This is a genomic window from Bradyrhizobium semiaridum (assembly GCF_020329505.1).
GTDB classification, from domain to species: Bacteria; Pseudomonadota; Alphaproteobacteria; order Rhizobiales; family Xanthobacteraceae; genus Bradyrhizobium; species Bradyrhizobium semiaridum.
Map to the genome: position 1 here is coordinate 64927 of NZ_JAGKJJ010000036.1, position 21691 is coordinate 86617.

General features: G+C 65.8%; 16 protein-coding genes and 1 riboswitch. Of the genes, 11 read left to right on the forward strand and 5 right to left on the reverse strand.

The features are described from left to right. Positions 1–67 precede the first annotated feature (67 nt). Positions 68–268, forward strand: a riboswitch (cobalamin riboswitch). 113 nt (positions 269–381) lie between these two features. The 3 genes from J6500_RS28355 (at position 382) to J6500_RS28365 (ending at position 4196) form a co-directional block, all read left to right on the forward strand. After that, complete coding sequence (locus J6500_RS28355; RefSeq protein ID WP_225715997.1) at positions 382–2643, forward strand: TonB-dependent receptor; 2262 nt, start codon at positions 382–384, stop codon at positions 2641–2643. A 110-nt stretch (positions 2644–2753) separates the two neighbouring features. Next, positions 2754–2912, forward strand: coding sequence for a hypothetical protein (locus J6500_RS28360; protein ID WP_225715998.1), 159 nt, complete (start codon positions 2754–2756; stop codon positions 2910–2912). Between the two features lie 291 nt (positions 2913–3203). Next, complete coding sequence (locus J6500_RS28365) at positions 3204–4196, forward strand: ABC transporter substrate-binding protein (RefSeq protein WP_225715999.1); 993 nt, start codon at positions 3204–3206, stop codon at positions 4194–4196. 17 nt (positions 4197–4213) lie between these two features. Here the strand turns inward: J6500_RS28365 and J6500_RS28370 are convergent, their stop codons facing one another. Then, positions 4214–5461: an ATP-grasp domain-containing protein gene (locus J6500_RS28370; protein WP_225716000.1), complete on the reverse strand. Its 1248-nt coding sequence runs from the start codon at positions 5459–5461 to the stop codon at positions 4214–4216. Positions 5462–5622: 161 nt separating this feature from the next. Between J6500_RS28370 and J6500_RS28375 the strand changes: the two genes are divergently transcribed. Both J6500_RS28375 and J6500_RS28380 read left to right on the forward strand, forming a co-directional pair. After that, on the forward strand, positions 5623–6840 hold the full coding sequence (locus J6500_RS28375; protein WP_225716001.1) for an MFS transporter: 1218 nt from the start codon (positions 5623–5625) through the stop codon (positions 6838–6840). 133 nt (positions 6841–6973) lie between these two features. Then, positions 6974–8716 (forward strand): N-acyl-D-amino-acid deacylase family protein, encoded by a 1743-nt coding sequence (locus J6500_RS28380; protein WP_225716002.1) that lies wholly within the window; start codon positions 6974–6976, stop codon positions 8714–8716. Positions 8717–8922: 206 nt separating this feature from the next. Here the strand turns inward: J6500_RS28380 and J6500_RS28385 are convergent, their stop codons facing one another. Continuing rightward, positions 8923–10227: an MFS transporter gene (locus tag J6500_RS28385; RefSeq protein WP_225716003.1), complete on the reverse strand. Its 1305-nt coding sequence runs from the start codon at positions 10225–10227 to the stop codon at positions 8923–8925. Positions 10228–10287: 60 nt separating this feature from the next. Here J6500_RS28385 and J6500_RS28390 point away from each other — a divergent pair, with 60 nt between their 5' ends. The 5 genes from J6500_RS28390 to J6500_RS28410 all read left to right on the forward strand — a co-directional run bounded on the left by J6500_RS28390 (position 10288) and on the right by J6500_RS28410 (position 15260). Next, a complete protein-coding gene (locus J6500_RS28390) occupies positions 10288–10548 on the forward strand; it encodes a class I SAM-dependent methyltransferase (RefSeq protein WP_225716004.1) in 261 nt (86 codons plus the stop codon). 90 nt (positions 10549–10638) lie between these two features. Further along, on the forward strand, positions 10639–11235 hold the full coding sequence (locus tag J6500_RS28395; protein WP_376707871.1) for an ABC transporter ATP-binding protein: 597 nt from the start codon (positions 10639–10641) through the stop codon (positions 11233–11235). Beyond that, positions 11232–13691 (forward strand): ABC transporter permease, encoded by a 2460-nt coding sequence (locus J6500_RS28400; protein ID WP_225716005.1) that lies wholly within the window; start codon positions 11232–11234, stop codon positions 13689–13691. Before J6500_RS28395 ends, J6500_RS28400 begins: the two co-directional genes overlap by 4 nt. Beyond that, positions 13681–14760 carry a lipocalin-like domain-containing protein gene (locus J6500_RS28405; protein ID WP_225716006.1) on the forward strand — a complete coding sequence of 360 codons (1080 nt, stop codon included), beginning with the start codon at positions 13681–13683 and terminating at the stop codon, positions 14758–14760. Before J6500_RS28400 ends, J6500_RS28405 begins: the two co-directional genes overlap by 11 nt. 110 nt (positions 14761–14870) lie before the next feature. Continuing rightward, positions 14871–15260, forward strand: coding sequence for an MAPEG family protein (locus J6500_RS28410; RefSeq protein WP_225716007.1), 390 nt, complete (start codon positions 14871–14873; stop codon positions 15258–15260). A 170-nt stretch (positions 15261–15430) separates the two neighbouring features. Here the strand turns inward: J6500_RS28410 and J6500_RS28415 are convergent, their stop codons facing one another. Next, a complete protein-coding gene (locus J6500_RS28415; RefSeq protein WP_225716008.1) occupies positions 15431–16621 on the reverse strand; it encodes an ABC transporter substrate-binding protein in 1191 nt (396 codons plus the stop codon). A gap of 145 nt (positions 16622–16766) precedes the next feature. After that, positions 16767–17642, reverse strand: a complete 876-nt coding sequence (locus J6500_RS28420; protein ID WP_225716009.1) for a MurR/RpiR family transcriptional regulator — start codon at positions 17640–17642, stop codon at positions 16767–16769. A 329-nt stretch (positions 17643–17971) separates the two neighbouring features. On the opposite strand from J6500_RS28420, the gene J6500_RS28425 reads away from it, so the two are divergent. Next, positions 17972–20323 carry a phosphocholine-specific phospholipase C gene (locus J6500_RS28425; RefSeq protein WP_225716010.1) on the forward strand — a complete coding sequence of 784 codons (2352 nt, stop codon included), beginning with the start codon at positions 17972–17974 and terminating at the stop codon, positions 20321–20323. A 62-nt stretch (positions 20324–20385) separates the two neighbouring features. Here the strand turns inward: J6500_RS28425 and J6500_RS28430 are convergent. After that, the coding region (locus J6500_RS28430) for an efflux RND transporter permease subunit (RefSeq protein ID WP_225716011.1) at positions 20386–21691 on the reverse strand (1306 nt) is incomplete at its 5' end.

Sequence of the window (21691 nt, forward strand, 5' to 3'; positions counted from 1 at the left end):
ACGGCAAAAACCGCAGCCTCCGGACGGGGGTCCACCACCGCCGGGATTGACTCCGGCCCCCGGCCGGACCCTAGATGGCCAGGACGGTTCCTCAATTGGGATCAAAAGGGAATGCGGTACGGGGGAAACTTTCCCCAAGGCCGCGGCTGCCCCCGCAACTGTAGGCGGTGAATCTTTCGTCACAGGCCACTGGGAATCTCGGTCCTGGGAAGGCGGCGAAGGGTAACGACCCGCGAGCCAGGAGACCTGCCGTCAACCGTGGTCACACGCGACGATGTCGGTCGGGGAGTACAGACATTAGCTTCACCTGATGCTGAAAGCACAAAGGTGAGACTTGGGTTCGCGGTGACGTGCCACTGCCGTCATTCCGAGGTCCCGCCGATGCCTTCCGTTCCTGCAACCCGCCCGCGCCGCGCGCTTCTGCTGGCGACCACGATGCTCGCGCCGGCGCTCTTCACCACCGGCGCGTGCGCGCAGCAGGTGGCGGCCGCGGGCGAACTCCCGTCGATCGAGGTCATCAAGCCGGGCGACCAGAACGTCACGCGCGCCAGGCCCGCCACCAATGAGGTCGCCACATCGCGCCGTCCGGCGCCGGGCATGACGCAGAGCGACAATGCAGGCAGCGGCACCGGTGCCAACGCGCCGTCGTCAGGCGCAGGCTCGGGCACCGGTGGCGGCGGCCGGCAATTCGCCGGCATTGTCGGCGCCTCTTCGACCGTGATCACGGCCGACGACATTGCCCATTCGCCGACGCAGTCGCTGCCGGAGATCCTGGCGCAAGTGCCGGGCGTGCAGTTGCAATCGCTTTATGGCGGGCCGAACGGCGCCAAGACCTCGGTCGATTTGCGCGGCTTCGGCGCATTTGCCTCCGACAACACCCTGTTCCTGCTCAACGGCCGCCGTCTCAACGATGTCGACAAGGCCGGCTTCGATCTGACCACAATTCCGCTCGATTCGATCGCACGGATCGAGATCACCCGCGGCAACAGCGGCGCCGTGCTGTATGGCGACAACGCAGTTGGCGGCGTCGTCAACATCATCACCAAGACCGGTGTCGGCGGTCCGCCGGCCACGATCCGCGCCGAAGGCGGCGTCGGCTCGTTCAACACGCGGATGGCCGCGGTCTCCGCCGCGCTGAATTCCGGGCCGTGGTCGACCTCGTTCTACGGCAACGGCATCAAGTCCGACGGCTACCGCGTCAACAATTGGCTCGACCAGCGCAACGCCGTCGGCAATATCAGCTACACCACGCCTGACTTCACCGCGTTCCTGACCGTTACCGGCAGCGACCAGAAACTCGGTTTCCCCGGCGGCCGGCTGGTCGATCCCTCGATCGGCCTCAATGAGCTGGCCGCCGACCGCAGGGGCGCCGCGACGCCGTTCGACTTCGGCAATCAGCAGACCGCCAGCGTCACCACCGGCTTCACCAAGACCTTGATGAACGGCGTCGACCTGATCGTCGACGGCGGCTGGCGGCAGCGCGACACGCAGAGCGCCTTCTTCGGCACCGCGCCGACCATCAGCTTCGCCTCGACCTACAACGACGCCGCGCTGGACACCTGGTCGATCACCCCGCGCCTCAGCGTCAAGACCATCATGCTGGGCATGCCGTCGACGATCCTGACCGGCATCGACTATTACGATTCAACGTTCCGCCAGGCCCGTGGCGCGTTCCAGGGCGTCGACCCCACCCATATCTACAACATCGACCAGCAGACCGCGGCCGGCTACTGGCAGCACAGCATCGGCGTGCTGCCGACGACGGATTTTTCCTACGGCGCGCGGGTGCAGAACACCCGCGTCTCGGCGCGCGACCGCTACGACCCCAATGCGCCGTTCGCCTTCGATGCGCAGGCGGCGCCGCTCGACAGCGACGAGACGCAATACGCGCTGCATCTCGGTCTCGAGCACCGCATCACTGACACCTTCTCGGTGTTCGGCCGCGCCGCCCGCGCGTTCCGCACGCCCGATGTCGACGAGCGCGTCGCCTCGGGCCCATCGTTCGATCCGCTGACCGGCATGGCGCTGTCGCAGAACTTCAAGCTCAAGACCCAGACCTCGGAAGACGTCGAGGCCGGCTTCCGCGTCAAGACCAATCCGTTCCAGCTGCAGACCAGCGCCTATCTGATGGACTTGCAGAACGAGATCCACTTCCTCCCCTCGCTGTTCTACAACGTCAATCTCGATCCGACGCGGCGCTACGGCTCGGAGACCACCGCATCGCTCCGGGTCAGCGACACCGTGACGCTGCGCGGTGGCATGGCCTATACCCGCGCCGTGTTCCGCGAGGGCGCCTTCGCCGGCAACGATGTGCCGCTGGTGTCGCGCACGACAGGCAGTCTCGGCGTCACCTGGAACATCCTGCAGAACTATCTGGTGCTCGACGCCACGCTGCGCGCCTGGAGCTCGCGTATCATGGACAACGACCAGGCCAACACCCAGAGCCGGATTCCCGGCAACGCGACGGCCGACGTCAAGCTCAGCGGGCAGTACGACCGCTTCTTCTGGTCGGTCAGCGCCAACAATCTGTTCAACGCCCTGTACTACGACTACGCCATCGCGAGCTCGTTCACTGCCGGCCGCTTCTCGGCCTATCCGCTGCCGGGGCGCACCTTCATGGTGCGGGCCGGTGCGACGTTTTGAGCCGCGCGACGCGGCTGGATGTGATCCAGCCGCGTCGCCTCCTCACATTACACGCAGCCGCGAACTGGAGTAGCATTCCGGCGAAGACTTCACCCAGGCAGGGGAAACGCATGGGCAAGGCCGGACGGAAGAAGGACGGCGCCGAGACCGAAGACCAGTCGAAGACGCCGCCACCACCCTCGCCGCCGCCGGACGACGAGTATTACGAAGACGGCGACATTGCCACGCCGAAGCTCGACCGCTACGGCAACGACGATGAGCCGTTGTAGCGGCTACCGTTGCCAACCACGCTGTCGTTCCGGCGAAGGCCGGGACGACGCGGTGAGAGACCTCGAAAGAAATCGTCGCGCTCGATCGCCGCGATGCTGGCGCGATCGAGTAGTTGCGCGCCGGGAGACGGGCGGCGGCGTAGCTTGCGAGCTACCGAGCCCGGCTCATCGTCGCCAAGCAGGCATTAGGTCGCAGCGAGGGTCATCGACCGGATCACCCTTCTGATTGGTCGGCCGGCCCCTGACTGCTAGGCTCCGCACGGACGCTGGGTCCTTGCGAGGGGCGGTGCCATGAGATTTGCGAAGGCGGTGCTGGCGGTCCTCTGCATGATCGCATCGATGTGCGACCTGTCCAACGCGCAACCAGCACCCAGGAAGGTTGGAATTCTCATCAATGGCGGCCCTTCTCCGATTTTCGATTCGATCAAGAAGAACCTTCTGAGCGACTTTGCCGAGCGCGGCTATCTGGAAGGACGCGACGTCGTCATCGAGCCACGATTTGCCGAGTTGAAGCTTGAGCGACTTCCGAGCCTCGCCTCGGAGCTGGTCGCTGCAAATGTGGATGTCATCCTTGCACTCGGCGGCCCGGCGGCTGTAGCGGCCCAGAAGACCACGTCCACGATCCCCGTGATCTTTGCGATCGTTACCGATCCGGTCGCACTGAAGCTCGTCGCCTCGATGGAAAGACCGGGAGGCAACATCACGGGCCTCACGAGCCTCGACCCGCAGCAAGCCAGCAAGCAATTCGAACTGCTGAAGGAGGCATTCCCCGGCATCAAGCGCGTTGCGATCCTCAGCGATCAAACGCTCCCCGGCGCTGATGAACGCGGGCTCGCCCCGATCGATCGCGCCAACGAGGCCGCGGCCAAAGCCCTGGGGCTGGAGCCGCAAATTGTGAAGGTCAAGAGTGCGGACGATCTGGAGAGCGCAATTGCGGGGATGGCAAGTGATCGCGCGGAGGCGATGCTGGTGCTGGAAGTACCGGTGCCTTTGAGCAATCGAAAGCGGGTCGGTGAACTGGCCGTAAAGAGCCGCTTGCCGGCAATGTTTCCCGGCGGCCAGGCGGACGCGGGCGGCGTCGTCACCTATGGCACCAACGTCGCCGATACATGGCGCGAGTTTGCGACGTTTGCCGACGAGATTTTCAAGGGAGCGAAGCCGGGCGACCTGCCCGTCCGTGTCATCACCAAGCAAGAGCTCATTTTCAATCTGCAGGCAGCCCAGGCCGTGGGCGTCAGAATTCCACCCGAACTCTTGAAGCGCGCGGACAAGATCATGCAGTGAATCCGCGCGGAGGAATGCTAGCGAAAATCTTCGTTCTCGATCGTCTTGATACTGCCGCGGTCAAGCAGATGCGCACCAAAGCCGCCGCGTGCCAGCGATGAGGCGATCTGCGGCGATGTCAGCAACAGCGCGGTGGTCATCGCTAGCGGCACGGCGCTGGGCCAATCGAGCCGCACCGGCGTCAGCTCTTCCGCGCTGTCGCGATAAGGCCCGTCACCCGTGGCGATGCGGCCGCACTCCCTGATCAGGTCACGCCTTGTGCCGTCGCGTGACGCGCTGCCGAGCAGGGCCTGCATCGCGAGATGCGTCCGCACGCCGGCGCGGCTCTCGGCGAGCGGCTCCGGTGTCTCGCCCAGCGAGACGCGCAGCAGCAGGTCAACGAGATCGGTGCCAGCGGCATACGCGTTCATCGGCTCGACCAGCCGCGGATTGCAATCGATCAAGAGCGGCGTCGTGCTGTCGAGCGGCATCATGACATCGACCGACAGCGCGCCATGCCAGTGCAGATGCGCGCCGATGGTCTCGATCGCTGAGCGGATCGCCGGCCGGCTGACGCTTTCCTTGATCGCCTCGCCGCCACCGACACCGGCCGCGACCTGGCGGTAGGCATGGAAGCCGACCAGCCTGCCGCGGCAGAACACCGACTGCGCCTTCTCCACCGTGCCGGTGACGAGGTCCTGCACCAGCACCTCGCCGGAAAAATCGCCGGCCGAATCGAGCTCGTAGAGCGCGAGGTTGAGATCGCTCGCATCGCGCACGAACCAGATGCCGCGGCTGGCAGTGCCGATCGAGGTCTTGACCACCGATGGAAATCGCATTGCGCTGCGGAGATCGTCGGCCGAGGTCACGATCCGGGTCGGCGGCTGCGGCAGGCCGAGCTGATCGAGCAGGCGGCTGAAGCCGGCCTTGCTGTGCGCCGCGCGATAGGCGGAAAAACCCGGCAGCGCCAGGCCGGCGCGCGGCGGCAGAAGCCCCCCGGCGCGGGCGAACAGAAAGCCCTGTTCATGGGTCGGCAGCAACACGTCGAAATGCTGCGATGCCAACAAATGCTCGACGAAGCGCAGGAAGCCGGCCGGATCGGTGCGCAGCGGCGGGCAATGGTGGAATTTGCGGACAAAGCGCGAATAGCGGGCGAGGCACCAGCGCGAGGGATCGCAGACCTCGACGTGGTGGCCGGCCATTCCCAGGATCGTGACCGCCTCGCGGCCGGAGGTGCTGGACCCCTCTGGCATCAGCACCCGGAGCGGCTTTGTGGCGGCAGTCATGGCCGATCATCGCCGCGCGGCGTCGCTTTGTCGCCCTCTTTGATGCCGCATGTGTCAATCCGGCACCCCCGCCCGGGGGCAGCCATGCAACTGCGTTCATGGACAATTATCGGTCAGCCTCTATTTTCAGCGCCCGGCAGAAAACGGGGTTTGCTCGAGACATGGTCGACGTTCTGGCTGCACCGCAACAAGCGAAAGCCGACAGCGCGCCGCGCACGCTGTTCGGGATCTCGGTCGCGCATTGGGTCAGCCATTTCCACATCTTCGTGCTGCCGATGCTGTTCCCGTTCCTCAAGACGCAGCTCGGCGTCGGCTATGTCGAGCTCGGCTTCGCGCTGACCGTGTTCGCGGTGGTCTCGGCGCTGACCCAGGCGCCGATCGGCTACCTCGCCGACCACATCGGCGCGCGCAAGATCCTCCTGATCGGGCTGACCGTCGGTGGCTGCGCGCTGATCGGGCTCGGCCTGCATTTGAGCTACACGTCGCTGATCGTCTGCGCCGTGCTGCTCGGGCTCGCCAACAGCGTCTACCATCCGGCCGATTACGCCATCCTCTCGGCGCATATGGACGAGGCGCGGATGGGCCGCGCCTTCTCGATCCACACCTTCGCCGGCTTCCTCGGCGGCGCGGTGGCGCCCGCCATCATGGCGGCGCTGGTGGCTTCGATCGGCGGTCTCGGCGCGCTGATCGTGGCCGGCGCGGTCGGCCCGCTGGTGGCGCTGTTCCTGATCGTGCTCGGCATTCCCGATGCCGGCGCCAACAACAGCAAGGCCAAGGGCGACGACACGCCGAAGGCCAGCGTGATCACGCCGGCGCTGATGGCGCTGACGCTGTTCTTCACCCTGCTCGGCCTGTCGAGCTCGGGCATCAACAATTTCGGCGTGGTCGCGCTGATGAGCGGCTACGGCGCGTCGTTCTCGACCGCCAACATCGCGCTGACCGCGTTCCTCGGCGCCAGCGCCGCGGGCGTGCTCGCCGGCGGCTATCTCGCCGACTGGACCCATCGCCACAGTCAGGTGGCTGCGGCGTGCTTCGCCATCAATACCGCCCTCGTGCTGCTGATCGCGCTGGTCAACCTGCCGCCGGCGGCGCTGACGCTCGCGATGGGGCTCGCCGGGTTCCTTGGCGGCGTGATCGCGCCGTCACGCGACATGATGGTGCGCAACGCCGCACCTCCGGGTGCGGCGGGCCGCGCCTTCGGCATCGTCTCCACCGGCTTCAATTTCAGCGGTATCGTGAGCCCGCTGCTGTTCGGCTGGATCATGGACCAGCATATGCCGTATTGGGTGTTCGGCGCCTCCGCGGTGTTCATGGTGCTGACGGTGCTGCTGGCGCTGGTCACGGAACGCAAGCCGGCCAGTGTTCCAGCCGCAGCGTAACTCATCGGACGAGAAACTCGTTTCTCCACGCGAAACAGGAATCAGGCGCATTCCAGAGCTTCACCCGTGGCGGTTGACAGCATCGGGGGGTCACCCATGATGTGGCAATAAAACAGCCACGGGATGGAATGCCATGACCTCGACCCCAGACCTCGTGATCCGCGGCGGCACCGTCGCCGACGGCAAGGGCGGAGACCTCTATGAAGCCGACGTCGCGATCACCGGCGGCAAGATCACCGAAGTCGGCAAGGTCGCGGCAAAAGGCAGCGAGGAGATCGACGCCAGGGGCAAGCTGGTGGCGCCCGGCTTCGTCGACGTCCACACCCATTACGACGGCCAGGTGACCTGGAGCCAGGACATCACGCCGTCGTCGCAGAACGGCGTCACCACGGCGATCATGGGCAATTGCGGCGTCGGCTTCGCGCCGTGCCGGCCGAGCGATCACACCCGGCTGATCCAACTGATGGAAGGCGTCGAGGACATCCCGGAGCCGGTGCTGAGCGCCGGCATTCCCTGGGAATGGGAGAGTTTTCCCGACTACATGAACTGGCTGTCGAAGCGCAGCTTCGACATGGATATCGGCGCCCAGCTGCCGCATGCCGCGCTGCGCGTTTATGTGATGGGCGAGCGCGGCGCGCGCCGCGATCCCGCGACGGCCGAGGACAACAAGGCGATGGCGGCGCTCGCCGGCGATGCGGTCCGATCAGGCGCGCTCGGCTTCTCGACCTCGCGCACGCTCAATCACCGCACCTCCACCGGCGACTACACGCCGACGCTGAAAGCGGGCGAAGACGAATTGACCGCGATTGCCGGCGCGATGCACGGCGTCGGCCGCAGCGTGCTGCAATTCGTGCTCGACCAGAGCACCGTGCATGAAGACCTGCCGATGATGCTGCGGGTCGCCGAGAACACCAAATGCCCGATCTCGTTCTCGGTGGCGCAGGCCGACAAGGCGCCGCGGCGCTGGCGCCAGACCATGGACACCATCAATGAGGCCGCCGCGCGCGGCCTGTCGATCACGACCCAGATCGCCGCGCGACCGGTCGGGCTGCTGCTCGGGCTGGAATTGTCGCGCAACCCGTTCCAGACTCATCCGAGCTATCGTGCGATCGCCAAGCTGCCGTTGGCCGAGCGGCTCGCGCAGTTGCGCCGGCCCGAGGTGCGCGCGGCGATCCTGAGCGAAACCGCCACCGCGACCGACGATCCGCTGTTCTTCCGGCCGAACTACGACAAGATGTATCTGCTCGGGAATCCGCCCGATTATGAGCAGCCGCCGGAAAACGCGCTCGGCCCGCAGGCGCGGCGCCAGGGCCGGCAGCCGGAGGAGCTCGCCTATGACGCGATGCTGACCGACGAAGGCCGCGGCATGCTCTACGTGCCGTTCCTGAATTATGCCGACGGCAATCTCGATGCCGTGCATGAGATGCTGCGCGAGCCGAGCGCCGTGCCGGGCCTCTCCGACGGCGGCGCGCATTGCGGCATCATCTGCGATGCGAGCTTCCCGACCTATCTGTTGACGCACTGGACGCGCGACCGCACCCGCGGCGAGAAGCTGTCGATTCCGTTCGTGATCGCGGCACAGTCGCGCAAGACCGCACTCTCGGTCGGCCTCTCCGACCGCGGCGTGATCGCGCCGGGCTTCAAGGCCGATGTCAACGTGATCGACTACGACCGGCTGCACCTGCATCCGCCGAAGGTGCATTACGACCTCCCGGTCGGCGGCCGCCGCCTGCTGCAGCAGGTCGACGGCTACGATGCGACAATCGTCTCCGGCGTCGTGACGCAGCGCGGCGGCAGGGCCACCGGCGCACGGCCGGGCAAGCTGGTGCGCGGCGCCCAGGGCTTGCAGTCGACGTTCGGCGCGGCCGCAAGTTAGCTGTCACCTTAATCTGTGTAGCCCGGATGAGCGAAGCGACATCCGGGGCAGAACCATCCGCGGAGAAAGCGGCCCCGGATATCGCTTCGCTCATCCGGGCTACGATATCTCGCCAACGGCACACAGCCGACGCAACAAACTCCCGCCTCTCCCACAATGGGAGAGGCGAAGCGGAGCACGCGGTTAAAGGGAAGCTCGAACGCAACTTACGTCGGCGAGACTGCGCCCTTGATCGTGCCCGGCTGCCGCGCCGTGCCCGTCAGCCGCGCCCGCTCGGTGTTCGGCCACAGCAGCAATAGCCCGAGGATGCCGGCGCCGGCCATGATCGCGGCGTTGATGGTGAACCCGGACAGGTAGCCGTCCATCGGCGTTGCGGCCTTCTGGATCACGTTGCCCATCACCATCGGCGCAAGGATGCCCGAGATCGTGTACAGCGCGCCGTAGATCGCAATCACGGCGCCGCGCTGCGACACCGGCGTGAACTCGCCGAGCATCGGCGGACAGACCACATAGATCGAGCCGCATAGGCCGGATCCGATCACCAGCAGCGCGATCATCAGCCCGCCCGGCGGCACGTGCGGCAGCAGCGCCAGGATGCAGCCGCCGACGATCAGCGGCGCCGCGCCGAGCACGCCGCGCGCGCCGCGCGTGGTGAAGCCGCGCGCCAGCATCACTTGCGAGATCCAGCCCGTGAGCAGCACGATGGTCGCGCCGAAGATCCAGGGCAGGATCGAGACGAAGCCGGCCTGCTGCTGCGAGAAGCCGAGCCCTTCGATGATGAAGGAGGTGAACCAGGTGAGGCCGAGCGACAGCGCCCAATAGGCGCCGAAGGTCGCGACCACGCAGCCGATGAAGGTGCGCGACGTCAACAGCTTCAGGTACGGAATTCGCGGCTCGTCGGCAGCGACCGACACGGTCGAGACCAGCGGCCCCTCCTTGCCGAGCGCGAACCAGGCGACGGCCCAGAGCAGGCCGACGATTCCGAGCGCCCCGAAGGCGTGATGCCAGCTGTGATTGACGATGATCCAGTTCAGCGCCGGCACCGCGAGGATCACGCCGAACGCCGAGCCCTGCGACAGGATCGCGGTTGGCAGCGTGCGCTTCTCGTCGGGAAACCATTTGTAGATGGCGTGCGCCGCCACCGAGAAGGCCGGCCCCTCGCCGGCGCCGAGGATGATGCGGCACACCACCAGCGTCGCGAAGCTGACGCTGCCGACCATCGGAAACTGCGCCAGCGACCAGATTACCGCCAGGATCAGCAATACCCAGCGCGTCGCGACGCGGTTGACGATGAAACCGACGACGATCGCCGAGATCGAGAACAGCAGGAAGAAGGATGAGCCAAGATCGCCGAACTGCTCCTGGGTGAGGCTCATGTCCTTCTTGATCGGCACACCGGCAAGCCCGACCACGATCTTGTCCGCAAAGTTCACCACCATGAACAGGAACAGCAGGAAGGTGATGGTCCAGGCGCCCCTCGGCGTGTCCTTGGGCGTCGGCTGCGTCGTCATGGTCGTGCTCCCCGTGATGTCTTTATGGCTTCGTGAGATCGGCCTGCGACGATGCTAGCCATGCCCTGCCGTGCAACGCAACTGCGGATTTCCACGAACCTGTGTCGGGTGGGCGACACGGGACAGGGAGGCACAAGCGTCGCCGAGACGCTGCACCGGATCGAGGAACGCACCCTGAAGCGGGATATCGAGGTCGCCGGCTTCAAGCTTGTGGCCGAAGCTGATTTCCTGCACCATCCGGAAGACCCGCGGGACATTCCCGTCTTCAAGGCACCGGTGCCGATCGACGAGTTCGTCCTGAAATACCAGAAGCCGCAGTGAGGCACGGCCATCGCTTCGCCCGACCCGACCACCGTACTCAGCGTCACCGGACTGACCAAGAGCTACCGCTCGGCGAGCGAGACCGTCGCCGTGCTGCGCGGCGTCGATCTTGCCGTCGGCGCGGGCGAGAGCGTCGCGCTGACCGGTGAGTCCGGCAGCGGCAAGAGCACGCTGCTGCATCTGATCGCGGGGCTGGACGCCGCCGATAGCGGCGAGATCAGGCTCGCCGACACGATCGTCTCCAAACTCAGCGATGCCGGCCGCGCCGAGTTGCGCCGCGACCGGCTCGGCCTCGTGTTCCAGCAGTTCAATCTGATCCCAAGTCTTTCGGTCGCCGACAATCTCGTGTTCCAGTCGCGCATCGCCGGCCGCCACGATGCGGCCTGGCACGACGAGCTGGTGGAGCGGCTCGGACTGAAGTCCCTGCTGAAGCGTTATCCCGAGCAATTGTCCGGCGGCCAGCAGCAGCGCGTCGCGATCGGGCGGGCGCTGGCAGCGAAACCGCTGCTGCTGCTGGCGGACGAGCCGACCGGCAATCTCGACGAGGATACCGCCGACGAGGTGCTGCGTCTGGCGCGCGACCTCGTGGCGCGCACCGGCTGCGGCTTCCTGATGGTCACGCACAGCGCGCGATTGGCCGCGACGCTGGACCGGCAAGTCAACCTGCATGCCGGAGTCATAGCGTGAGGCGCGTGCTCTGGATCTTGGCGGTGCTGCTCAGCCACTGGCGGCGGCATCCGATGCAGCTCGCGACGCTGCTGATCGGATTGATCTCGGCGACCGCGCTGTGGAGCGGCGTGCAGGCGCTGAACCAGCAGGCCCGCACTGCCTATGACCGCGCTGCCGCGACCTTCGGCGGCTCGCGTACCGCGATGCTGGTCGGCAAGGACAGCGCGACCTTCCCGCAAAAACTGTTCGTCGATTTGCGCCGCGCCGGCTGGCCGGTGTCGCCGATGCTGGAGGGGCGCGTCCAGATCGAAGGACGCAGCTTCCGCCTGCTCGGCGTCGAGCCGGTGACGCTGCCGGCCGAGGTCGGCAATGCGCCAGGGGTCGGACGCGGCAGCCTGCAATCCTTCGTCACGCCGCCCGGTGAGATGCTGGTGGGGCCGGAGACGCTGCGTGATCTCGACCTCGAGGAGGGCGCAAGGCCGCAGGCGAACGGCATCACGCTGCCGCCGCTGCGCGTGCAGCGCGAGCTGACGCCCGGCGTGCTGGTCGTCGACATCGGCATTGCGCAGCAGATTCTGAAGCTGCCCGACCAGGTCTCGCGGCTATTGATCGGCAAGTCGAAGACGCCGCATGCATCACTTGAAAGCGTAGCCGGCGAAAAGCTCCGCATGATCGAACCGGACGCGGAGACCGATCTCGAACGCCTCACCGACAGCTTTCATCTCAACCTCACCGCCTTCGGCCTGCTGTCGTTCTTCGTCGGCCTGTTCATCGTCAACTCCGCGATCGGCCTCGCCTTCGAACAGCGCCTGCCGATGCTGCGCACGCTGCGTGCCTGCGGCGTCTCGGCACGAATGCTCAACACCGTGCTGGTGATCGAGCTGGTGTCGCTGGCGCTGCTCGCCGGCCTGATCGGGCTGGTCTGCGGCTATTTCATCGCGGCGGCGTTGCTGCCCGATGTCGCGGCCTCGCTGCGCGGACTCTATGGCGCGCAGATTCCCGGGCAGCTTTCACTCAAGCCGGTCTGGTGGCTCGCCGGCATCGCCATCAGCATCCTCGGCGCGCTCGCCGCGGCCGCCGCGAGTCTCGCAAAGGCGATCCGGATGCCGGTGCTGGCGACCGCGCAGCCGCAGGCCTGGCAGCAGGCGCAGCGGCGCTGGCTGATCCTGCAGACCGCGGCGGCGCTGGCCGTGTTCGCGGTCGCCGCCGGGCTCGCTCGATTTGGCGATTCCCTGATCGCGGGCTTTGCCGTGCTCGCCGCGTTGATGCTCGGCGCGGCGCTGATCCTGCCGATGGTGCTGCAGATCGCGCTCGGCCTCGGCCAGCGCAGCGCGCGCAAGCCGCTCAGCATCTGGTTCTGGGCCGACAGCCGGCAGCAACTGTCCGGCCTGTCGCTGGCGCTGATGGCGCTGCTGCTCGCGCTCGCCGTCAATATCGGCGTCGGCACCATGGTGCAAAGCTTCAGCCGCACCTTCCTGGTCTGGCTCGACGGGCGGCTCGCCGCCGACGTCTATCTCAGCGCCGCCAGCGACGCGCAGGCAAGCGAGATCAAGGCATGGCTGCGCGACCGCCCGGAGGTTGCTGCGATCCTGCCCGGCGGCCGCGCCGACAGCCAGCTCGGCGGCGCGCCGATCGAGGTGCTCGGCCTGCCCGACCATGCAACCTATCGCGACAACTGGCCGCTGCTCGAGAGCGCGGCGAATGCATGGGTGCGGCTGCGTCCCGGCGACACCTGTTTCGTCAGCGAGCAGCTGTCGCGGCGGATGAAACTTGCGGTCGGCGATCATATCGAGGTGCCGGCGCCCGGCGGCAACTGGCCGCTCGAGATCGTCGGCATCTATGCCGACTACGGCAACCCCAAGGGCCAGGTCGCGGTCAACTACGCGGCGCTGACGCGGCGCTTCCCGCAAACGCCGCTGAACCGGATGGGCTTGCGTGTCGCGCCGGACCAGATCGCGCCGCTGGTCGCAGCGCTCCAGCAAAAGTTCGGCCTCGACGACCGGAGCATCGCCGATCAGGCGACAATGAAGGCGGAATCGAAACGGATCTTCAACCGCACCTTCTCGGTGACCGCGGCGCTCAACACCTTCACGCTCGGCGTCGCCGGCATCGCGCTGCTCACCAGCCTGCTCACGCTGGCCAATTCGCGGCTGCCGCAGCTGGCGCCGCTGTGGGCGATCGGCCTGACGCGGCGGCGGCTCGCCGCGCTCGAGCTGCTCAAGACCATGGCGATCGCGCTGATCACCGCGCTATTCGCGCTGCCGCTCGGCCTGCTCGTGGCGTGGTGCCTGCTTGCGATCGTCAACGTCAAGGCGTTCGGCTGGCGGCTGCCGTTTCACGTCTTTCCGCTGCAATTGATCGAGCTGCTGGCGGTGGCGATGCTGGCTGCGCTCTGTGCGGCGGCGCTCCCGGTCGCTAGATTGGCACGCATGCAGCCCGCCAGCCTGATCAGGATTTTCGCCAATGAGCGCTAGGCTGTCCCGCCGCGCTTTCGCCGGCGGTGCGCTGGCGCTAGGGCTTGGCGGCAAGGCGTTCGCGCAGGGCTTTGCCGGGCTCGGCGAGACCGCGGAAGGATTCGCAGCCGTGACGCCGGGCCGGACGTTCGACTTCCCCGCCGATCACGGCCCGCATCCGCCGTTCCGGATCGAATGGTGGTACGTCACCGCAAATCTGTCCGATGCAGGCGGCGTGATGTATGGCGCGCAATGGACGCTGTTCCGCCAGGCGATGAGACCGGGTCCGCAGGGCGAGGGCTGGGCCAGCCAGCAGGTCTGGATGGGCCATGCAGCGGTGACCAGCGCGACGGCGCATCGGGTCGGCGAAACGCTGGCGCGCGGCGGGATCGGCCAGGCCGGTGTCGAGGCCGCGCCGTTCCGCGCCTGGATCGACGGCTGGGAGATGCGCGGGCTCGACGGCTTCAATGCGCAGCGAGTCGCACCGCTCGAACTCAACGCAGCGGCCGCCGATTTCAGCTACGCGCTGCGGCTCGACGCGGGCCGTCCGCTGGTGCTGCAGGGCGACCGCGGCTACAGCCGCAAGTCGGATCGCGGGCAGGCGTCCTATTACTACAGCCAACCGTTCTTCACGGCGTCGGGCCGCCTCGTGATCGACGGCAAGCCGGTCGAGGTCAGCGGCCATGCCTGGATGGACCGCGAATGGAGCAGTCAGCCGCTTGCAGCAGACCAGACCGGCTGGGACTGGTTCTCGCTGCATCTGCCCGGCAACGAGAAGCTGATGCTGTACCGGCTGCGCCAAAAGGACGGCCGCGAGAATCTGTTCGGCAACTGGATCACGCCCGACGGCCGCTCGGCCGAGATCGCAGCCGGCGGCAACAGCATCACGCCGTTGGCGACCACCGAGATCGACGGCCGCAAGCTGCCGACCTCTTGGCGCGTCACCCTGCCCGCGCGCGGCCTCGCCATCGAGACCACGCCGTTAAATCCGAAGAGCTGGATGGGAACCAGCTTTCCCTATTGGGAAGGCCCGATCCGTTTCGCGGGCAGCCACGCCGGAATCGGCTACCTTGAGATGACGGGTTATTAGTCTCCTGGCAGCGAAGCAAAAAATCGGTTCATGTCACGTCGACCGCGTCACATCGGTCCCTGCCGTCCCGTCACACGATACGGGCCATCGGAAATGAGGGAATGCCTGCCATGTACCACTACACGGCCATCGTCACCTGTCTCGCCGTCGCACTCTACTTTTTCTTCGCGCTGCAGGTCGCGCGCGCCCGTGCCGTCTACGGCGTCAAGCTGCCGGCGATCACGGGCAATCCGGATTTCGAGCGCATCTACCGCATCCAGATGAATACGCTGGAATGGGCGCCGATCTTCCTGCCGTCGTTGTGGTTGTGCGCGATCTATGTCGGCGACGCCGCAGCCGCCGCGATCGGCGTGATCTGGGTCATCGGCCGCATCGTCTATTTCCTTGGCTATCGTCAGGCGGTGCCGAAGCGCACGCCCGGATTTGCGATTCAGGCGCTGGCGTGCACAGTGCTGTGGATCGGCGCGCTCGGCGGCGCCGTGTGGCGGCTGGTGCATTGAGGGGCGCGATAGCCGCTCCTTACGCTCCGCCGTCGTCCTGGCGAAAGCCAGGACCCATAACCACAGGGCGTGGTTATGGGCTGCCTGATGGTCTCAGCTGCAGCAACAATATCGAGTTGGGATGATGGGTCCTGACTTTCGCCAGGACGACATCATCACAAGCCGACGCCTTACTTCGTCAGCGGGCAGCCGCTTTCCTTGGCGGTGAAGAACGCCTGATCGCCGGGCACCACGGCGAGCTGCTTGTAGTAGTCCCATGGCTTCTTCGACTCCGAGGGCTTCTTGACCTCGAACAGATACATGTCGTGGACCATGCGGCCGTTCGCCAGCACCTTGCCCTTGGCGAAGGCGTCGTCGACCGGCAGTTCCTTCAGCTTCTTGGCGACCGCATCGGAATCCTTGGTGCCGGCGGCCTTCACCGCCTTCAGATAGCTCAGCGTCGCCGAATAGGTGCCGGCATGGATCATGCTCGGCATCCGTCCGGTGCGCTTGAAGAAGCGCTCGGAGAAGGCGCGGCTCTGGTCGTCATGATCCCAATAAAAGCCTTCAGTCAGCACCAGGCCCTGCGCAGACTCAAGGCCGAGGCCGTTCACTTCGGCCAACGTCATCAAGAGGCCGGCGAGCTTCTGGCCGCCCCTGACGATGCCGAATTCGGCAGCCTGCTTGATCGAGTTGGTGGTGTCCTGACCGGCATTGGCGAGGCCGATGACCTTCGCCTTCGAGCTCTGCGCCTGGAGCAGGAAGGAGGAGAAGTCCGACGAGTTCAGGGGAACGCGGACCGAGCCCAGCACCTTGCCGCCCGCATGGGTGACGATCTCGCTGGTGTCCTTTTCCAGCGCGTAGCCGAACGCATAGTCGGCGGTGAGGAAGAACCAGCTGTCGCCCCCCGCCTTCACCAGCGCGCCGCCGGTACCGACCGCAAGCGCGCGGGTGTCGAACGCCCAGTGGAAGCCGTAGGGCGTGCAGGCGTCGCCGGTGATGCGCGAGGTCGCCGCGCCCACCACGATGTCGATCTTCTTCTTCTCGTTGGAGAGCTCCTGAACCGCCAGCGCGACCGAAGACGTCGTCAGCTCGGTGATCATGTCGACGCCGTCGGCATCATACCAGCGGCGCGCGATCGAGGCGGCGAGGTCAGGCTTGTTCTGGTGGTCGGCGGTGATCAGCTCGACCTTCTGGCCAAGCACTTCGCCGCCGAAATCCTCGATCGCCATCCTGGCGGCTTCGACCGAATATTTGCCGCCGTAATCGGCATAGACGCCGGACTGGTCGTTCAGGATGCCGATCTTGACGCCCTGGGCCGACGCCGGCGCCGCAAGCAACAGGCTGCATGCCGCGACCGCGGCCAAAAATCCCGATTTCATTTTATGGTCTCCCCACAGTTTCTATCAGGAAAAAATCGGCGCGAGACTATTTTATAACCCGGTCCCTGCCCATCACTTTCGGTTCAGCCAATAGTATGGGCTTGACGGTGTCATTTCGCGGGCGGCTCGGGCTTCCGGCCGCAGATCAAAAGCGCTTCTCGGCAAGAATGCGCGCGACGTGCTGGAGCCTTTCGACCGAGCGCTCGGTGTGGGCCAGCGCGCAGCAGCTGACCAGGGTGTCGATGATGGCGAGCTGGGCGACGCGGCTGCTCATCGCTTCGGGCCGATAACGCGTTTCGTTGGCGACGGTATAGAGCAGGACGTCGCAATGGGCCGCGAGCGGCGATTTGCCGAGCCGCGTGATGCCGATCGTCCGGGCACCGGCTTCCCGCGCCAATTGGGTGGCGAGCACGGTCTCGACCGTGCTGCCGGAGTGCGACACCGTGACGGTCGCGACCGTCGGCCCGGTCATGCCTGCGCTGACAGCCTGGACATGGGAATCGACGACGGCGTTCGCCGCGAGCCCCAATTGCAGCAACCGATAGGAAAGATCCTGCGCAACCGGCGCCGAACTTCCGATGCCATAGATCTCGATTCGTTGCGCTTCGTTCAGCAAGCTTGTCGCCTGCGCCAGCGATTCCATCGACAGCAGGCGGCGCGTTTCGTGCAGTGAAGCTGCGTGCGCGGCAAAGATGTGGTCGGTGACCGTCGCCGGATCATCGCCCTGATGCAGATTCTCCTGAATCAACTGAACCGGCTCGATGAGATCTCGCGCCAGCAGGATCTTCAGCTCCTGAAATCCGCGAACGCCCACTCGCCGGCAGAACGAGACAATGGTGCCTTCGCTGACGTCGCACGCCTCGGCAACCTCGGTGATCGACATGTGGATGAACGATTCGGGCTGCCCGATGATCCGCGCGGCGATCTGCCCGGCTTTCGGAGGAAGATCGGGCTGCAGCTCACGGATGCGGGACAGGACGGCGTTGACGGATTGACCTGGATCGACGTTCAAGCGTTTCACCGACACCCTCGCACACGATGCGGCAGTCCATTCATTGGACTTTCAGGCGCATGAAACCGCAGCGCCGGTCGCACTGCCTCGGTCATTCCCGCCTGCTCCCGCCGTTGCACCATCAGTAGCCGATCCCGTTCTCCGTAAAAAATCACGGTTGGTCGCCCGTGCCGTGGTGCTGTTACCCTATACACTGAAAAAATCTCACAAAGATGCAACTCAAAAATAAATTATTCACACCCACGTCAAATCGGCTTGCTAGGCCTCGCCTGCCCGCGCGGCGCGCCAAGCCCGCGCTGCGCGATCCGTCTTTCATCTCAAGAAAAGGTCGAAACAGGATGACAACACGTCGCGATTTTCTGGCGGGCGCCGCGGCGGCGACTGCATTTGCGAGCATCAACCGGGCATTTGCCATTCCGGCCGCACGCCGGACCGGCACCATCATGGACGTCAAGCACATCGTCATCCTGATGCAGGAGAACCGCTCGTTCGACCATTACTTCGGGACGATGCGGGGCGTGCGCGGCTTCGGCGATCGCTTCCCGATCCCGCTCGAGAGCGGCAAGCCGGTCTGGTTCCAGTCCGATGGGACTCGTGAAATTCCGCCCTACCATCGCGACTCCGCCACCTCGAACGCGCTGGTCGGCTACGGCACCCCGCACTCCTTTGGCGACAGTCAGGCCGCCTGGAACCAGGGCAAGATGGGCCTCTGGGCCAAGTACAAGACCCAGTACGCGATGGGCCACTTCCAGCGCGAGGACATCCCGTTCCAGTTCGCCCTCGCCGAGGCGTTCACGATTTGCGACGCCTATCACTGCTCCATCACCACCGGCACCGACCCGAACCGGATCGTGTTCTGGTCGGGCTCCAATTTCAATCCGGCGCTGCGCGCGCAGGGCATCAACTGCACGACGAACGACTCCGAGCCCAACAACAGCCGCTGCTGGCCCAACCCGTCCAAATGGGTGGCCGGCCTGCCGCAGCCGCAGCCGACCTACAAGTATGTCGGCAGCGACTTCAACTGGCCGACGCTCCCCGACCTGCTGCAGCAGGCCGGCGTCAGCTGGCACATCTACCAGGACATGAACGACAACTGGACCGGCGCGATGAACGGCTGCCTGGCGTTTTCCAGCTTCCGCCACGCGCAGCCGGGTGATCCCAATTATGTGCACGGCCTGACCGGCGGTCCGGACTATCTCGCGAAATTCAAGGCCGACGTGATGAGCGGCAACCTGCCCCAGGTGTCGTGGATCCTGCCGACGCAGGCCAACTCGGAGCATCCCGGCGGCGGCAGCCCGACCCGCGCCGGCAATTTCACCGACCAGGTGCTGGACGCCTTGACCTCCAATCCCGAGGTCTGGAGCCAGACCGTCTTCCTGCTGACATTCGACGAGAACGACGGCTTCTTCGATCACCTGCCCGCACCGGCGGTGCCGTCCTACGACATCGACGGCAATCTGATGGGCAAGGCCACCATGCCGCTCGCCGGCGAATACTTCTCTAACACCGTCGGCAACGTCTTGACCGCCACCGACACGATCAGCGGTAACATCCGCCCCTGGGGGCTCAGTGCACGCGTGCCGATGTACGTCGTGTCGCCATGGAGCAAGGGCGGCTGGGTCAACTCGCAGGTGTTCGACCACACCTCGGTGGGCCGCTTCCTCGAGAAGCGGTTCGGCATCAAGGTCGCATCGATCAGCCCCTGGCACCGCGCCATTTCGGGCGACCTCACGACCGCCTTCGACTTCGCACGTCCCAACGATCCCCGCTTTCCGGAGCTGCCCGACCAGAGCAACTGGCAAGCCTCGGATGCGCACCAGAAGACACTGCCGGCCCCCACGGCTCCGGCGACGCCGCAGCCGTTGTTCCAGGAAACCGGCGTGCGCTTCTCCCGCGCACTGCCCTACATCCTGCACGCCAACGCCCATGTCGACGTCAACAAGGGCAAGGTGCGGATCCTGTTCGCCAACACCGGCTTCGAAGGCGCCGTGTTCCACGTCTACGACAAGACGCATCTCGAGCGGATTCCGAAGCGCTACACGGTCGAAGCCGGCCAGATGCTGGACGACGAATGGGCGATCGGCGACGACGGCCGTTATGATCTTTGGGTGCTCGCCCCCAATGGCTTCCATCGCCAGTTCAAGGGCAACATCAGCACGATGCGGAAGAAGAACGAGCCCAACCCGGAAATCTTCGTCGGCTACAACGTCCACGACGGCGGCGTGCATCTGCAGCTTCGCAACGACGGCAACAGCCACGTCAGCTTCACGGTGAAGTCCAACAAGATCTACGGCCCGTTGGTTGCCGTGAGCGCCTCGGTCGCTGCCGCGACGCAGCCGGAGGCTCCGGGCTTTGGTCCGCGTCCCGGCATCCAGCCGGTGAACTTCGGCCCGGTGCCCGGCTTCCGCCAGGCTCCGGACTTGTCGGCGGCCGGCTTCGGCTTCAATCCGCCGGTGTTCTTCCCGGGACCTGACTTCGGCGGCGGTGCCCGCACGTCGTGGGAAGTCAAGGTGCCGGCCTCTGGCCACCCGAGAGAGCTGTACTGGAATCTGCGCACGACGGGCCGTTGGTATGACTTCGTCATCACCAGCGACTCGGACAGCGGTCTCTACCGGCGCCTCGCCGGCCATGTCGAAACCGGCCGCGCTTCGGTGAGCGATCCCGGCATGGGCGTCGCCGACCAATTCTAGAGCAACGTGATCTGAAGAAGCATTCCGGGGGTACGCCCCCGGAATGATGATGGAAGTTCGGCTCAGCCGGCCGCAGCCGCCGTCGTCCGATCCTTCTTGCCCTCGTTCTTGCCTTCCGCGAGGTTGCGCACGACCATGTAGAAGATCGGCGTGAAGACGAGGCCGAACAGCGTGACGCCGAGCATGCCGAAGAACACGGCAACCCCAACCGCCTGACGCATCTCCGAGCCCGAGCCGGTCGACACCACCAGCGGCAGCACGCCGAGGATGAAGGCGAACGAGGTCATCAGGATCGGCCGCAGCCGCAGCCGGCAGGCCTCGATCACAGCCTCCAGCCGCGATTTGCCCTCGAGCTCGATGTCACGCGCGAACTCGACGATCAGGATGGCGTTCTTGGCGGCTAGTCCCACCAGCACCACGAAGCCGATCTGGGTCAGGATGTTGACGTCCTGGCCCATGATGCGCACGCCGATGGTGGCCGCGAACAGGCACATCGGCACGATCAGGATCACCGCGAACGGCAGTGTCCAGCTGCCATACTGCGCGGCGAGCACCAGATAGACGAACAGCACACAGATCGGGAACACGTAGAGACCGGCATTGCCGCCCGTGACCTGCTGATAGGACAGATCGGTCCACTCGAACGCGAAGCCGCTCGGCAAAGTTTCGTCGGCCAGCTTCTTGATGGCGTTGAGCGCCGTCGTCGAGCTCACGCCCGGCGCCGGCTCGCCCTGCAACTCGGACGCCGAGTAGAGATTGTAGCGCGCGACACGATCGGGTCCCGAGATGTCCTTGAAGTCCACGATGCTGCCGAGCATCACCATGTCGCCGGCGGCATTGCGGGTGCGCAGCCGTGACAGATCGGGGCTGTCTTTCCGGAACGGCAGATCGGCCTGCGCGGTGACGTGATAGGTGCGGCCGAACAGGTTGAAGTCGTTGACGTAGGTCGATCCGAAATAGGTCTGGATCGTGTCGTTGATGTTGGCGATCGGCACCCCGAGCTTCTGCGCCTTGACGCGGTCGATGTCGACGAACAGTTGCGGCGTGTTGGCGGAGTACGGCGAGAACACCGAGGTCAGGCTCGGCGACTTCCGCGCAGCGTTCACCAATTCGTCGGTCGCGGCCGCCAGCAGCTCGGGCCCGCGCCCCTGCCGGTCCTGGACGCGAATGGTGAAGCCGCCGCCGGTGCCGATGCCGGGCACCGCGGGCGGCGGGATGACGATGATGAAGGCGCCCTGGATCACCGACAGGCGCTTGCGCAATTCGGCTGTGATCGCGTTCGCCGTCAATCCCTTCTTCAGCCGCGCCTCCGGCTCGTCGAACACCGGGAACAAGGCCGCAGCGTTACCGGCCTGCGTGCGCGTCGCG

Excerpts from the sequence above, each read along its gene's own strand:
- J6500_RS28410 (WP_225716007.1), top strand. The coding sequence starts at position 14,871 with ATGTACCACTACACGGCCATCGTCACCTGTCTCGCCGTCGCACTCTAC.
- J6500_RS28375 (WP_225716001.1), top strand. The coding sequence starts at position 5,623 with ATGGTCGACGTTCTGGCTGCACCGCAACAAGCGAAAGCCGACAGCGCG.
- J6500_RS28415 (WP_225716008.1), bottom strand. The coding sequence starts at position 16,621 with ATGAAATCGGGATTTTTGGCCGCGGTCGCGGCATGCAGCCTGTTGCTT.
- J6500_RS28360 (WP_225715998.1), top strand. The coding sequence starts at position 2,754 with ATGGGCAAGGCCGGACGGAAGAAGGACGGCGCCGAGACCGAAGACCAG.
- J6500_RS28385 (WP_225716003.1), bottom strand. The coding sequence starts at position 10,227 with ATGACGACGCAGCCGACGCCCAAGGACACGCCGAGGGGCGCCTGGACC.
- J6500_RS28355 (WP_225715997.1), top strand. The coding sequence starts at position 382 with ATGCCTTCCGTTCCTGCAACCCGCCCGCGCCGCGCGCTTCTGCTGGCG.
- J6500_RS28425 (WP_225716010.1), top strand. The coding sequence starts at position 17,972 with ATGACAACACGTCGCGATTTTCTGGCGGGCGCCGCGGCGGCGACTGCA.
- J6500_RS28390 (WP_225716004.1), top strand. The coding sequence starts at position 10,288 with ATGCCCTGCCGTGCAACGCAACTGCGGATTTCCACGAACCTGTGTCGG.
- J6500_RS28365 (WP_225715999.1), top strand. The coding sequence starts at position 3,204 with ATGAGATTTGCGAAGGCGGTGCTGGCGGTCCTCTGCATGATCGCATCG.
- J6500_RS28405 (WP_225716006.1), top strand. The coding sequence starts at position 13,681 with ATGAGCGCTAGGCTGTCCCGCCGCGCTTTCGCCGGCGGTGCGCTGGCG.
- J6500_RS28380 (WP_225716002.1), top strand. The coding sequence starts at position 6,974 with ATGACCTCGACCCCAGACCTCGTGATCCGCGGCGGCACCGTCGCCGAC.
- J6500_RS28370 (WP_225716000.1), bottom strand. The coding sequence starts at position 5,461 with ATGACTGCCGCCACAAAGCCGCTCCGGGTGCTGATGCCAGAGGGGTCC.